The organism is Microbulbifer maximicatervae (SeqCode) (assembly GCF_052468095.1).
Map to the genome: position 1 here is coordinate 1,621,734 of NZ_CP174332.1, position 15,051 is coordinate 1,636,784.

The 15,051-nt window shown below is 46.2% G+C and carries 9 protein-coding genes; 3 read left to right on the plus strand and 6 right to left on the minus strand.

Translation table 11 applies throughout. The features are described 5' to 3' along the window. Positions 1–346: 346 nt before the first annotated feature. The 4 genes from ACJJIL_RS06985 to ACJJIL_RS07000 form a co-directional block, all read right to left on the minus strand. The gene (locus tag ACJJIL_RS06985; protein WP_445358075.1) at positions 347–1,570 is read right to left on the minus strand and encodes a hypothetical protein; all 1,224 of its coding nucleotides are present in this window, start codon (positions 1,568–1,570) and stop codon (positions 347–349) included. A 350-nt stretch (positions 1,571–1,920) separates the two neighbouring features. Next, positions 1,921–3,144, minus strand: coding sequence for a hypothetical protein (locus ACJJIL_RS06990; RefSeq protein WP_444897801.1), 1,224 nt, complete (start codon positions 3,142–3,144; stop codon positions 1,921–1,923). Positions 3,145–3,494: 350 nt separating this feature from the next. Beyond that, a complete protein-coding gene (locus ACJJIL_RS06995) occupies positions 3,495–4,718 on the minus strand; it encodes a hypothetical protein (protein ID WP_445361515.1) in 1,224 nt (407 codons plus the stop codon). Between the two features lie 197 nt (positions 4,719–4,915). After that, the gene (locus ACJJIL_RS07000; RefSeq protein WP_413662554.1) at positions 4,916–5,386 is read right to left on the minus strand and encodes a hypothetical protein; all 471 of its coding nucleotides are present in this window, start codon (positions 5,384–5,386) and stop codon (positions 4,916–4,918) included. 199 nt (positions 5,387–5,585) lie between these two features. Between ACJJIL_RS07000 and ACJJIL_RS07005 the strand changes: the two genes are divergently transcribed. From ACJJIL_RS07005 to ACJJIL_RS07015, 3 genes are read left to right on the plus strand one after another with little or no spacing between them, the layout of a single operon-like run. Further along, entirely contained in the window at positions 5,586–6,971 is a 1,386-nt protein-coding gene (locus tag ACJJIL_RS07005) for an MFS transporter (protein WP_445361516.1), read from the plus strand. Positions 6,972–7,011: 40 nt separating this feature from the next. Continuing rightward, the gene (locus ACJJIL_RS07010) at positions 7,012–8,391 is read left to right on the plus strand and encodes an MFS transporter (protein WP_445361517.1); all 1,380 of its coding nucleotides are present in this window, start codon (positions 7,012–7,014) and stop codon (positions 8,389–8,391) included. Between the two features lie 52 nt (positions 8,392–8,443). Beyond that, complete coding sequence (locus ACJJIL_RS07015; RefSeq protein ID WP_445361518.1) at positions 8,444–9,823, plus strand: MFS transporter; 1,380 nt, start codon at positions 8,444–8,446, stop codon at positions 9,821–9,823. A gap of 21 nt (positions 9,824–9,844) precedes the next feature. Here ACJJIL_RS07015 and ACJJIL_RS07020 read toward each other — a convergent pair whose 3' ends face one another. Together ACJJIL_RS07020 and acnB are read right to left on the minus strand one after the other, a co-directional pair. Next, on the minus strand, positions 9,845–11,992 hold the full coding sequence (locus tag ACJJIL_RS07020) for an alginate lyase family protein (protein WP_445361519.1): 2,148 nt from the start codon (positions 11,990–11,992) through the stop codon (positions 9,845–9,847). A gap of 264 nt (positions 11,993–12,256) precedes the next feature. Then, positions 12,257–14,872, minus strand: a complete 2,616-nt coding sequence (gene acnB / locus ACJJIL_RS07025) for a bifunctional aconitate hydratase 2/2-methylisocitrate dehydratase (RefSeq protein WP_444907834.1) — start codon at positions 14,870–14,872, stop codon at positions 12,257–12,259. Positions 14,873–15,051: the final 179 nt, after the last annotated feature.

The following is a 15,051-nucleotide window of genomic DNA, read 5'->3' on the forward strand; positions in this document are numbered from 1 at the left end:
AAGTTACTGCTGACACCCAAGATACCACCGTTAAAATGATATTGGGTGATGGTGTAGGATGACCTAACGATTTTCGGTCAGGTGAGCAGTATTTTCCTTGGGATTTAATTATCAATCTACTGAGAAGAAATCCCTAAAGAGATAGTTGCAGGCCTATATTGCACCTTGTCTTGCATAAAAAAGAAGTGGCTAATTACGTTAGTCATTTCTTTCATGCATTTAAAATAGGGGCGGTGAAAACTCGGGAGCTTTAATTATCGAAAGATTTACTATAGCAATGTAAATCTTTCGATATCATCCGGTATGGCCGGCTCCAGCTTGAGGCTCACTGGGGCCGGCCGATGAATTACTGCAAGATGGTACCTGTATTACTGGTACCTAGCTGGGTAGCAGTTGCTGAGTTTCCACTTGTTGCCTGGGTAGTGTCATGGGTGTTTGTCGTGCCCATTTGTATGGTGCTAGCGGTATTCATCGTAGAGGTTTGGGTAATCGTAGCTCCATTAGAATCTCCAACCTGCTCCATAAAGGCTACAAGTAGGTCTCCATCTTGAGAGAGGTCTGCGGTGTTACTGAGGCCATCTTGTTCAAGTCCTGCCTCATTAGTTGATCCAGTCTGGTCCGTCATTACCATGTTAGTTGTGCCAAGCTGTATGACCTCAATGGAGGTGTCGGAGCCATACTCCTGGACAACATGGGCATCATTAGAGTCACCATCCTGTAGCAGATTAAAAGTGTTGTTAAATGCAGAGGATTGTTTAGCGAATGATGTATTACTAAGGCCTAGCTGTATGGTACTTTGATAATTCCCCGAACCATTTTCAAAAATAGAGTCTGCAATATTCGAGGTTCCATCTTGGAAAATTATGCCAATACTAGACGTCTCGTTAGCTAGAATGCCTCCGACTACGTTTGAGATTCCCTGCTGATTTAAAATTTGGGAAGTATTAGATGTTTGGTCTTGTCCGAGCACGCCTATATTTGAATCTCCTGTCTGGGTAACAACCATATTATCTAAGTTGGATTCAAATTGTGTAATTACCATTTCATTAGATGTACCATTTTGTGTGCTTATTGATGTGCTTGTCATCGTATTGCTTTGCATGGCAAAAAAGAGATTGGTTTGGCCATTTTGCAGTACATTAATGGCTGAAGTGGTGGTGTCAAATTGACTAATTGATGAAACGGTGTTGTTATCACCTATTTGTGTGCTATTGATAATACTGTTTGTAGAGTTGATTGTCTGAGCGGTGGTGGATGAGTTGTTGTCGCCAGTTTGAGTAAATATTGCAAAGTTGCCAGATGTTGATGGATCATTCTGGTTAGATGTTGCTGTATTTCCATTACCGTTTTGAATGACAATGGTAGTATTGGCGGCTGCATGCCCACTGATGGCTATAGCAACTGCCGCAGCAATGGAGGCGTAAGTTTTCATATCTATTTCCTTACAAATCAACATATTAAATTCTATCAAGCGGATTACTGCCTGTTTGTCGATTTGGGACTCTGCTGAATAGCTGGTTAGGCAAAGACGGCCCTCAAATCCCTGGGTAATTACTTGAATTATTTTCACCCAAAGCTACCACTGACATCCAAAGCACTATCGTTAAAATGATATTGGATGACGTTATAGGATGACCCTCCGATTTTTGATTATGGGCAGAGTGTTTTCCTTGGGAAATAACTATCAATCTACTGAGAAGAAATCCCTAAAGAGATAGTTGCAGGCCTATATTGCAGCTTGTCTTGTGTAAAAAAGAAGTGACTAATTACGTTAGTCATTTCTTTTATGCATTTAAAATAGGGGCGGGGAAAAACCTGGGGGCTTTAATTGTTGAAAGATTTACTATAGCAAAGTAAATATCACTATATCATCAGGTTTGGCCGGCTCCAGCTTGAGTCTCACAGGAGCCGGCCGATAAATTACTGCAAGATGGTACCTGTATTACTGGTACCTAGCTGGGTAGCAGTTGCTGAGTTTCCACTTGTTGCCTGGGTGGTGTCATGGGTGTTGGCGAAACCCATCTGCATAGTACTGGCATTATTGTTGGTTGATGTTTGGGTAATTGTTGCAGTATTCGAAGTCTGGATTTGTTCTATATAGGCTACGAGCAAGTCGCCATCCTGTGATAGATCTGCTGAGTTACTTAATCCATCCTGGAGAATTTCACCATCGTTACCCGCACCAGTTTGAAAGGTCATGACCGTATTGGTGGTGCCTAGTTGTTCAGCGTAGAGACTATTGCCCGCGCCTAAATCTTGTTCAATATCTGCATCGTTTGAATCACCTTCCTGTATTAATTCAGCAGAATCTCCGACACTGGTAAATTGAAGAACTAATGAGGTGTTACTCGTTCCCACCTGGGTTGTACTTTGAGTATTCCCTGTTCCGAGAGATTGTGTACTTCCCGACATATTTGATGTGCCATCTTGAAGTACCGTGATGGTGCCGGAAGTCTCAGTTGATTGAGCTGCTCCTGCGGTATTAGTTGTTCCAAGCTGGGTAATAAAAAGCCCATTCCCAGAGGAGGATGACTGAACCATGGAACCCATGTTGGAGTCACCATTCTGGGTGATTACGGTGTTATCCAAAGATGAGTTAGTTTGTACGGTGGTATATTGATTGGAGGTGCCAGTTTGTGTCGTTGTTGAAGTGCTTGAAGTAGTGCTAATTTGAAGCGCATTAAACAAATTGGTTTGGCCATTTTGCAGTACGGTAACAGTTGATGTAGTAGCGTCGCTTTGATCAATCGATGAAACAGTGTTGTTGTCGCCAAGTTGAGTGCTGTTAATAACACTATTCGTAGTGTTGACTACCTGAGATGTGGTCGATGAGTTGTTGTCACCGATTTGTGTGAATATCGCAAAGTTACCTGACGTGGATGGGTCAACCTGGTTGGACAGGGCTGAATTCCCGACGCCATTTTGATTGACAATGGTAGTATTGGCGGCAGCGTGCCCACTGATGGCTATAGCGACTGCCGCAGCAATGGAGGCGTAAGTTTTCATATCTATTTCCTTACAAATCAACATATTAAGTTCTATCAAGCGGATTACTGCCTGTTTGTCGATTTGGGACTCTGCTGAATAGCTGGTTAGGCAAAGACGGCTCTCAAATCCCTGGGTAATTACTTGAATTATTTTCACCCAAAGCTACCACTGACATCCAAAGCGCTATCGTTAAAATGATATTGGATGACGTTGTAGGATGACCCTCCGATTTTTGATTATGGGCAGAGTGTTTTCCTTGGGAAATAACTATCAATCTACTGAGAAGAAATCCCTAAAGAGATAGTTGCAGGCAGATATCGCAGCTTGTCTTGTATAAAAAAGAAGTGACTAATTACGTTAGTCATTTCTTTTATGCATTTAAAATAGGGGCGGGGAAAAACCTGGGGGCTTTAATTGTTGAAAAATTTACTATAGCAAAGTAAATATCACTATATCATCAGGTATGGCCGGCTCCAGCTTGAGGCTCACAGGAGCCGGCCGATGAATTACTGCAAGATGGTACCTGTATTACTGGTACCTAGCTGGGTAGCAGTTGCTGAGTTTCCACTTGTTGCCTGGGTGGTGTCATGGGTGTTGGCGAAACCCATCTGCATAGTACTGGCATTATTGTTGGTTGATGTTTGGGTAATTGTTGCAGTATTCGAAGTCTGGATTTGTTCTATATAGGCTACGAGCAAGTCGCCATCCTGTGATAGATCTGCTGAGTTACTTAATCCATCCTGGAGAATTTCACCATCGTTACCCGCACCAGTTTGAAAGGTCATGACCGTATTGGTGGTGCCTAGCTGTTCAGCGTAGAGACTATTGCCCGCGCCTAAATCTTGTTCAATATCTGCATCGTTTGAATCACCTTCCTGTATTAATTCAGCGGAATCTCCGACACTGGTAAATTGAAGAACTAATGAGGTGTTACTCGTTCCCACCTGGGTTGTACTTTGAGTATTCCCTGTTCCGAGAGATTGTGTACTTCCCGACATATTTGATGTGCCATCTTGAAGTACCGTGATGGTGCCGGAAGTCTCAGTTGATTGAGCTGCTCCTGCGGTATTAGTTGTTCCAAGCTGGGTAATAAAAAGCCCATTCCCAGAGGAGGATGACTGAACCATGGAACCCATGTTTGAGTCACCATTCTGGGTGATTACGGTGTTATCTAAAGATGAATTAGTTTGTACGGTGGTATATTGATTGGAGGTGCCAGTTTGTGTCGTTGTTGAAGTACTTGAAGTAGTGCTAACTTGAAGCGCATTAAACAAATTGGTTTGGCCATTTTGCAGTACGGTAACAGTCGATGTAGTGGCATCGGTTTGATCAATCGATGAAACAGTGTTGTTGTCGCCAAGTTGGGTGCTGTTGATAACACTATTCGTAGTGTTGACTAGCTGAGATGTGGTCATTGAGTTGTTGTCACCGATTTGTGTAAGTATTGCAAAATTACCAGATGTTGATGGATCATTCTGGTTGGCTGTTATTGAATTTCCATTACCGTTTTGAATGGGAATAACTGTATTGGCGGCAGCGTGCCCACTGATGGCTATAGCGACTGCCGCAGCAATGGAGGCGTAAGTTTTCATATCTATTTCCTTACAAATCAACATATTAAGTTCTATCAAGCGGATTACTGCCTGTTTGTCGATTTGGGACTCTGCTGAATAGCTGGTTAGGCAAAGACGGCTCTCAAATCCCTGGGTAATTACTTGAATTATTTTCACCCAAAGCTACCACTGACATCCAAAGCACTATCGTTAAAATGATATTGGATGACGTTATAGGATGACCCTCCGATTTTTGATTATGGGCAGAGTGTTTTCCTTGGGAATTAACTATCAATATTCTGAGAAGAAATTCCCAAAGGTGATCGGAGGCTCTTAATTCTTCGTCTGAGGGAGGGGGGAAGAGGCAGGTTCCTTTAAGCGCTCTTTACATCTTTGCCAGATTTTTCAACAAAATAATGGCATAAAAAGGCAATGGGAATTGAGTATAAAGCGATAATAAATGCGAGACCGAAGAAACCTGATTCTGTTGTTGCTATTCCTGCACAGCAAAGGAGAATGCTTGGAAGAGCACCACCCAACATCATAGAAACTCGGTTGTATCTCTGCATCTTTAACAGGAAGTACTCAATAAGCTTCCCGTAGGTTAGGGTGGCGATTAAGGATACCAGAGTAGTCATCAGATAGAATGTCAGCATGGGGACTGTGCCATTAAGAATCTGAATTCCGGAAGCGCCAGGCAAGGAAAAAACCGCAATAATAGTTGGCAATACGACACAGGTTAGCGCAGTAGCTTTAAGGGCAATAAGGAAGGATATAGTTTGGGGCGAAGGAGTGGTTTTACTTTCCAGGTTGGCCTTAGGCGCTTTGTAATAATTTGTAGGCATGTACTTATTGATGAAGCTCGTTTAAATCTGTTTTTTCAAGTGGAATGTAGCTTAATTAATGGTAATCATTAGCTGTTGTCATGTAAATGTGATAGTGGCTCGAATTATATTGATTTTTGATTACGAATTGAGGCTTTGCTGGGGTGGGTGTTGGAACAAATACACCATACTGGATATAAAGTACCTGTAGATTTAATCGATGGCATCCAATGAAAGCTCTTTAACTCCCACTCACTACTGGGGGCTCTTTGCCCTGCTACTGGCGGCATTTCTTCTTGCCAATGATTATACGGCATTTTCGCCGGCACTCCCGGCAATTCAAAAGACATTCAATGTCGATATCACCACCATTCACTGGGTCGTTAACGCCTATACCCTGGTGTATGGTGTTTTGATTGTGTCTACGGGCAGGATGGCTGATATCTATGGTCGTCGGCGAATGTTTATTACCGGCATCTATATCTTTACTGCATCTTCCCTTGTAGGTGGATTTGCGGGAAATATAGGAACGCTATTATTCGCCCGTGCATGGATGGGTTTGGGGGGAGCCTTGGCCTGGGTTGCCATCCTGGGTATGGTTTTCTCCCTCTTGCCCAGGGATAAGGCCGGGCTGGCCGGAGGGTTGATTCTCACTACAACGGGGTTGGCCAATGCCAGTGGCCCAGTGATTGGTGGTCTGTTGGCTGATTTTGCCAGCTGGCGCTGGATATTATTTATTAATATTCCCATTGCTTTGCTGGTTATTCTTCTGTGTTGGAGCAAATATCCTCCAGCTAGTACGCAGAAAAGCAATAAGAAAATTGACTATTGGGGTGTTATTACCCTCTGTGGGTCTTTATTTAGTTTCCTCCTTGCTATGGATCTGGTGGTTCAGTATGGCTTGTCCCACTTCTATGTGTGGGGCCTATTGGTACTGTCCATATTTCTCATGATAGCTTTTGCTGTTGTTGAAACTGTTGATCCTAATAACGCGCTAATTCCAGGTGAATTGATAAAGAACAGAGGCTTTATCGCCGCTGGACTCAGTATGTTCTTTGTTGCTATCGCATTTTTTGCGACCCTGGTTTATATCCCGCAGCTATTTATCAAGGTAAAGGGCTATTCTGCCTTTGGGGCAGGGTTGGCGTTGCTACCATTAATGGTCAGCTCTGGTGTTGTAGCCTATATTTCTGGCGCATTATACGAGCGGTTGGGCGCCAAGATTTTGATTTGTGCTGGTGCTTTGGGTATGTGTGTAGGGCTGTTTCTACTGTCGGCTGTTGAGCCCCAGGCATCTTATATTCGCTTCCTTCCCGGGCTTTTGATAGTTGGCAGCAGTATTGGCATATATAGTCCTACGATTGTTACAGCGGCAATTAGCGTAGTTGGGCCCAGTGATTCCAGTTTGGCAGGGTCGATTATCTATATGTTTAAATTTGTGGGCGGGGCCCTTGGGTTGGGAGTTAATGCGACTTTACTGGCTATGGCTCCCAACATCGCTGTTGGGATTGAGCGGGCCTTTGTGGTTGATGCTTTTCTGGCACTACTTGGGTTCTTGATTTCCATGATTTTCTTTTCTGGTCTTTCTACAAAAACGATTCGTTAATGGCAGCTATTTTCACTGAGAACTAGCCGAGTTTTTAGGTATGGTTGATAAAAAGGCCTCGGTGAAAAGTAATCTATATCTTGGTCTAGGCGCGCTGTCCCTGGCCATCTTTCTTGTGGCCAATGATTTCACTGCATTTTCGCCGGCATTGCCTGTGGTTGAACAAGAGTTCCAGTCAGATCTTACTACGAGTCAATGGGTAATTAGTGCTTACGCATTGGTTTGCGGTGTGTTGATAGTTTCAGGAGGTCGTCTGGCTGATATGTATGGTAGGAGGCGAACATTTATTGTCGGGTTATTAATTTTCATGTTTTTCTCGTTTTTGGGCGGAATTGCTGGAAGTATGGGAATGCTATTGGTTTCCCGTGCATTTATGGGGGCGGGGAGTGCGCTGATTTGGCCGTCTGTTTTGGGGATGATGTACAGTCTGATGACACCGAAGAATGCAGGGTTGGCCGGTGGACTGATTATTACGATATGCGGTATAGCAAATTCTGTAGGGCCATTAGTGGGAGGTTTCCTGGCTGACTATATCAGCTGGAGATGGATTCTATTTATTAATTTACCACTTTCTCTAGTGGTTCTTTATCTTTGCTTCAGAGTGATTCCACCAGATTCGTTAAATGTGCCTAAAGATAAGTTAGATTATCGAGGAGTTGCTCTACTGTCATCGGCACTATTCTCTCTTCTGCTTGCTTTCGACTTTGTAGTCGATGTGGGGTTTAAAAACTATCTGGTGTTTGGACTGTTTATGGCTTTTTTTCTCTTGTTTTGCCTCTTTATATTGGTTGAGGGGAGAGCAGCTGAGGGGGCATTAATCCCTCCAGATGTAGCAGGAAACAAGTCTTTTGTCACTGCAGCCTGTGTCGCTTTGTTAATTGCCCAGTTCTTCTATGCGGGGTTCTTTTTTATCCCGCAATATTTAAGTAAAGTCCATGGAGCTTCTGCAACAATAGCAGGTCTGGGATTGGTTCCACTTATGTTGGCATTTAGTGTATTTGGTTTTGTTGCTGGTAATGTCTATAAGGTGCTGGGAGCCAAGCTAATTGTCTCCATAGCAACACTATTAATGGCTTTAGGTTTATATATGCTGTCTCATATCTTTCAGGACAGTCAATATATTCGCTTGGTTCCCGGGTTGTTAATTTTGGGGGCGGGTATTGGCTTATTCAATTCTACTATAATCACGTTTGCAATATCGGTTGTTGATCCGCGCCGAGCAAGTTTGGCCGGAGCAATAATCTTTATGATTCAAATAGCGGGTGGTGCAGTGGGGTTGGGCCTGAATACCACAATAGTCGCAATGGCTGGTGATATATCTTATGGGATTAGTCAGGCATTTACATTAAACGCATACTTGGCGATGTTATCTTTTATTATTTGCGTTTTATTTATAGGGTCTAAGGAAGAAAAAGCTTAACGTCATTTTGTATGTCAATTGGTTTATGTATATGTAAGTAAAGGTTTACGCAATGGAAAGACAAGAGGGTCTCTTAGATAAGAATTTATACCTTGGAATGTTGGCTCTGTCTCTTGCCATTTTCCTTGTCGCCAATGATTTTACGGCCTTTTCTCCCGCGCTGCCGGCAATGGAGCACGAGTTCCACTCTGACCTTACAACGACCCAGTGGGTCATTAATGGTTACGCCTTAGTCTTTGGAGTACTGATTATTTCAGGTGGTCGCCTTGCCGATATGTATGGCAGGAGGAGGGTATTCTTTATTGGAACCCTGCTATTTATGGCGTTCTCACTTATCGGTGGGATTGCAGTTAATATGGGAATGTTATTGATATCCCGGGCACTGATGGGGATTGGAGGGGCTATGATGTGGCCGTCGATCCTGGGTATGACCTATGGCCTGATGACTGAAAAGCGAGCGGGTTTGGCTGGAGGGCTGGTGATTACTGTTTGCGGTATTGCCAATTCAGTTGGACCACTGTTGGGTGGTGCGCTGGCAGATTATGCCAGTTGGAGATGGATTTTCTTTATTAACCTGCCGGTATCAGCAGTTGCCTTATATGTTTGCTGGAGAGTGATTCCTGATGACTCTCCAGAAGCTTGTGATGAACGTATTGACTATGCCGGAATCACTTCGCTGTCGATGGCTCTATTTGCCTTGCTGTTGGCGTTTGATCTTGTGGTTGATGTCGGTTTCAAAAGCCCATTGGTCCTCGGCCTTATCGCTGCCTTTTTCTTACTTATATGCTTGTTTAGTCTCGTTGAGAAGCGAGTTGGGGCTCAGGCGTTGATTCCACCGGATGTGGCTGGGAATAAACGGTTTGTTTTCGCCTCTATTGCTACGTTATTGATTTCAGCACTTTTCTTTGCGGGATTGTTTTTTATTCCCCAGTTCTTAACCCATGTTCGAGGTACGTCGGCGATGAAGGCGGGGATGGGGTTGATCCCTATGATGCTCTCCTTTAGCGTTTTCGGCTTTCTGGCAGGGAAGCTATATGATGTGATTGGAGCAAAGAAGATAGTATCGGCAGCTACTTTATTGATGACGCTGGGAATGTATCTTCTATCTCATATCCACAAGGATACTCAATATATGTCTTTGGTTCCTGGCCTGGTGATATTGGGTGCTGGTATTGGTTTGTTCAATTCCACCATTACCACTGTGGCTATAACGGTTGTTGATAATAGTAGAGCGAGTTTGGCGGGTGCAATCATTTTTATGTTTCAAATAGCGGGTGGTGCCGTAGGGTTAGGGTTGAATACTACGATAGTGGCGATGGCCACTGATATGCCATCGGGTATTGAATATGCATTTACTGTAAATGCCTATCTGGCCATGTTTGCTTTTATTATTTGCATTTTATTTGTCGAGGATAAAAAGCCTGAAGTTTGACTTTGATAATCTATCTATTATCTATCTTTCCGCTTCAGTTGTTAATTGATCGGCAGCCTTTAAAGGTGAAGTTTGTGCTTCTTTGCCGAGGTTCCAAAATGGGAAAATTCCCGTTTCGATTGGGAAAACATGTTTGCATTGGCTGATTGGTACGGCATTAAGTTTTATTTTTAGCTCTCCATAATGTTGTCTATAGGCATAGACTATTGGGATCAGTCTCTGCCGGTCGAAATGCTTGGGGCCCTTGTGGTTTTCGAACGCTTGTAGAAAATTATCTATTCCCTGCTGGATGCCAGCCCCATTTCTTGCTGTGAAGTTCCAGAGGTTTTCATCAATTGTTTCTGCGAGACTGGCAAGATAAATCCATGATTGAAAATTGAGGCATTTATAATGAACACTATTTTTACTCTTGGTTTTCGATACTTGGTTATCTGAGTGATCAAACTGCTCTAATATTCGGAAACGGGAGTCCCTAAGAGTTTTTCTGGCAGTTTGTATTTGATTGAGATAGAGCGCTAAAGCTACAACTTGTAAATCATACTGTGTGCCAAGATGCCCAAGTTTTGGACGCATTGATTGCCCGCGATGACTATCTATCAACCAGCTAAGGTATTGCTCCAGATGGTAGTCTAATCGCTCAACCCCTATTAAACGAATCTGTTGTTCTTGTTTAAGTTCCTTTAAAGTGGAGAGGGTGTGGACCAATAGGTTGGGATTTACAGATTGTAATTGTTTGCTGTATTTCGTTTCATGTTTGTGGGGGAATAGCTTGATAAGGTTATTGTCGATAAATTGAATGAATTCCGGCTTCGAGCAGTGGGATTGCGCAAGGGCGACAATGGTCAAATCCTGAAGCAAGCTGTTAATCGAACTGGGCCGCGCCTTCTGTTTTGCTTTTACCGATCTTTGCGTGGCCTCTCTTAATAGCATTGGATAGGAAAGGTCACACCTATTTGCAGCAGTCAACTTGCTGCCAGGGGCGTATGTGTCGGCGGGAAAGCTGGAATCATCGAGTTGATCCAGCATGGCAAGGATAGCTTCAGAGCGAGTTGTTCCTCGCTCTCGGCTGGACTGCTGATCTGTTCGCTCCAGGTGTGGCTTTCCGGAAAATAGTCTGGCTACCCAGCCTCCCTGAGTATAGTGACCTGCGGCTTCCGAGTAATCCGGGCAGGGGAGATCCCATGGGAAAATCGCCCACTCATCCCATTTTCCCGATACGCCTAGCCGCCATAAAAGCTCTACCTTGGGGCGCCTGCCGTAGCAGTAGCGGCTATCAAAAATCTCTCTGCTATCAGATCGAAACACTATCTGAGGCTCTTCTGTGGGGTTTGGTTCGAAGTCTTCACTCAGAACAGATTGGTTATCCAGTAGTCTTGCCATTGGAATAACATGGTAGGGGTAAGCATTGTTGTTGAGTACTTGTTTCTTTATTGCTTGCCAGGCTTTTGGAGTTACAAAGCAATTGCCATCCCAGGGTAAAATCCAGTCTGCTTTTGATTTTCCGTCCTGGAGGGCGAGATTTCTGGCCCCATTATTATTCATTACATAATTATTTTTATGGCGGTAAAGGCTCAGCTCTGCCTGAACTGCTAAGTCCCTGCGTAATCGGAGGTCTTTTAATTTGTAGGGGGCATAGCTGATAGGGTGATCGAGGATATTCCACTCTATTTTTCGGTAGTCGTCCCAGCTAAAGGGGATTTTGAGAAAAGCCTGTTGATAGTTGTCGAGTAGTTTAATGATGGCTGCTTCTTCATTAGGGTCGACTATTCGATTGAGGATAAATATTTTTTCGCAGTCGTCGAGTGCCGACTCATGCTTCAAAATAAATTCAAGATTCTTGCGGGACTGTCCCACACTATGCCGGGGAGCTAAGTCGTTGCCGATGACTCTGTAGAGAACAAAGGTCTGGGTTCTATTTGTTGTGGCTTTATGAGATTTGACTGGCGTAGTTTTGGGGTAGGGGGAACGACTGCTCGGATAGTGGAATTTGGGAAAATGGCGGTACCTACGCATGATGATATTGAATAGGCGCTTGGCATATTTGAGGGTTTTTCTTCTTAGTTTTTGAGAAAAAAATATCCAGCGATCTCGCCACCTTAGCCAAAAAGTGTGCTCACGGAGTGATGTTGTTTCCTGTTCGGAAGCTAGCTGTTTTACGGGCGTTGGCATGGAAGCGTATTCTTATAGTTAGATATAGAGAAATCTAGTGAGTGCTCATTGATTGCTGACGGAAAGCCGGCAATCGAATTTTGTTCTCGTGATTCGGAGTTTATTATAGTCGGCTAGATTCTAAAGCTTGTTGTTTAGCCATGTAGACGTAATGCGCGCCAGCTTAAAAGTTATTTTTTTGTGCTGGGGCAAGCGGAGATCTTTCCAATAGGCAAAAAAAGCCCCGCTAGTTAGCGGGGCTTTTGGTCTGGATCAGGCTGTCAATTAGACATTCACTTCCTGGATCTCAGTCGCGGCGATGCGCTTGCCTTCTTCGGCAGACTTCTGGAAGTCTTCAATCTGATCGAAGTTCAGGTAGCGGTAGATCTCGCTGGACATGGAGTCCAGGTTCTGTGCGTATTCCTGGTACTCAGCCGGAGTTGGCAGTTTACCCAGGATGGCGCCTACAGAAGCCAGCTCAGCGGAGGTCAGGTATACGTTGGCACCATCGCCCAGACGGTTGGGGAAGTTACGGGTAGAGGTGGACAGTACGGTGGCGTTCGGTGCCACACGTGCCTGGTTACCCATACACAGGGAACATCCGGGCATCTCGGTGCGGGCACCGGCAGAACCGTAGATGTTGTAGTAACCCTCTTCCATCAACTGGTGCTCGTCCATCTTGGTGGGCGGGGAAATCCACATGCGAGTGGAGATGCCACCTTTGTGTTCTTGCAGCAGTTTACCGGCAGCGCGGAAGTGACCGATGTTGGTCATACAGGAGCCGATAAATACTTCGTCTACCTTGTCGCCAGCAACGTCGGACAGCAGGCGAGCGTCGTCCGGATCGTTAGGAGCACATACGATCGGCTCTTTGATCTCGGCCAGGTCGATCTCGATTACTTCCAGGTACTCAGCGTCGGCGTCCGCTTCCATCAGTTTCGGGTTGGCCAGCCACTCTTCCATGGCGCGCGCGCGGCGCTCCAGGGTACGCTTGGAGCCGTAACCTTCAGCGATCATCCAGCGCAACAGGGTTACGTTGGAGCGCAGGTACTCAGACATGGTGTCTTCGGACAGCTTGATGGTACAGCCAGCAGCGGAGCGCTCGGCGGAGGCGTCGGACAGCTCGAATGCCTGCTCTACAGTCAGGTCTTCCAGGCCTTCGATCTCGAGGATGCGGCCGGAGAAGATGTTCTTCTTGCCTTTCTTCTCAACGGTCAGCAGGCCCTGCTTGATAGCGTAGAGAGGAATGGAGTGCACCAGGTCGCGCAGGGTGATGCCGGGCTGCATTTTGCCCTTGAAGCGCACCAGTACGGACTCAGGCATATCCAGCGGCATAACACCAGTAGCGGCGGCGAAAGCTACCAGACCGGAACCTGCCGGGAAGGAGATACCCATGGGGAAGCGGGTGTGGGAGTCACCACCGGTACCTACGGTGTCCGGCAGCAGCATGCGGTTCAGCCAGCTGTGGATGATGCCGTCTGCCGGGCGCAGGGAAACACCGCCACGGTTCATGATGAAGTCCGGCAGGGTGTGCTGGGTGCTGATATCAACGGGCTTCGGATAGGCCGCAGTGTGACAGAAAGACTGCATTACCAGGTCGGCGGAGAAGCCGAGGCAGGCCAGGTCTTTCAGTTCGTCACGGGTCATGGGGCCAGTGGTGTCCTGGGAGCCCACAGTGGTCATTTTCGGCTCGCAGTAGGTGCCCGGGCGGATACCTTCAACGCCACAGGCTTTACCAACCATCTTCTGCGCCAGAGTGTAACCTTTGCCAGTGTCGGCAGGTTGCTCAGGCTTGCGGAACAGCTCGGAAGGCGCCAGGCCCAGGGCTTCACGTGCTTTGCCGGTCAGGCCGCGACCGATGATCAGATTGATACGACCGCCAGCCTGAACTTCGTCCAGCAGTACGTCGGACTTCAGTTGGAATTCAGACAGGACTTTGCCGTCTTCGGCCAGGATCTTGCCGTCGTAAGGGCGGATCTCGATAACGTCGCCCATGCCCAGTTCGTCAACGGGGGCTTCGAATACCAGTGCGCCGGCATCTTCCATGGTGTTGTAGAAGATCGGGGCAACTTTACCGCCGATACAAATACCGCCACCTTTCTTGTTGGGCACGCCAGGCATTTCTTCACCGAAGTACCACAGCACGGAGTTGGTGGCGGACTTACGGGAAGAACCGGTACCTACTACGTCGCCAACGAAAGCAACGGGCAGGCCTTTGGCTTTAACTTCTTCGATCTGCTTTAGCGGACCGGTAACGCCTGCTTCTTCTGGCTCCAGGCCGTCGCGCTTCATTTTGTACATGGCCAGCGCGTGCAGGGGAATGTCCGGACGGGACCAGGCATCCGGTGCCGGAGACAGGTCGTCAGTGTTGGTTTCGCCAGTTACCTTGAATACGGCAACTTTGATGCTCTCGGGTACTTTGTTGCGCTTGGTGAACCACTCGGCGTCTGCCCAGGATTGCATTACCGCTTTGGCGAATTCGTTGCCGGCTTTGGCTTTCTCTTCCACATCGTGGAAGGCGTCAAACATCAGCAGAGTGCCTTTCAGCTGCTCGGCAGCCAGTTCGGCCAGATCTTTGTCGTCCAGCAGCTCGACCAGGGTGGAGATGTTGTAACCGCCCAGCATTTGGCCCAGCAGTTCTACAGCGTGTTTGCGATCGATCAGCGGGGATTCTGCTTCACCTTTGATAATGGCGGACAGGAAACCTGCTTTAACATAAGCGGCTTCGTCAACGCCCGGCGGAACGCGTTGGGTGAGCAGGTCAACCAGTTCCTGTTCTTCGCCTTTTGGCGGATTTTTCAGCAATTCAACCAGGCCGGCGACTTGCTCGGCGTCCAATGGCTTTGGCGGAATGCCTTGTTCGGCGCGCTCGGCGACGTGTTTGCGATAGGCTTCAAGCACTGATAAGTCCCTCTTGGTGTGTGGGGTGGCACCTACAGCGGGTGGAATTCCCGGTCTATTAACTGTCAGCCGGGATTTTTTTTTCGAGGCCGCTGATGGCGGGGGGCGAATACTACAGGAAAGCCCTACTGCTGTTAAGTTTATCGAAAAATCAATAATTTAAGTGAATTATGACTATT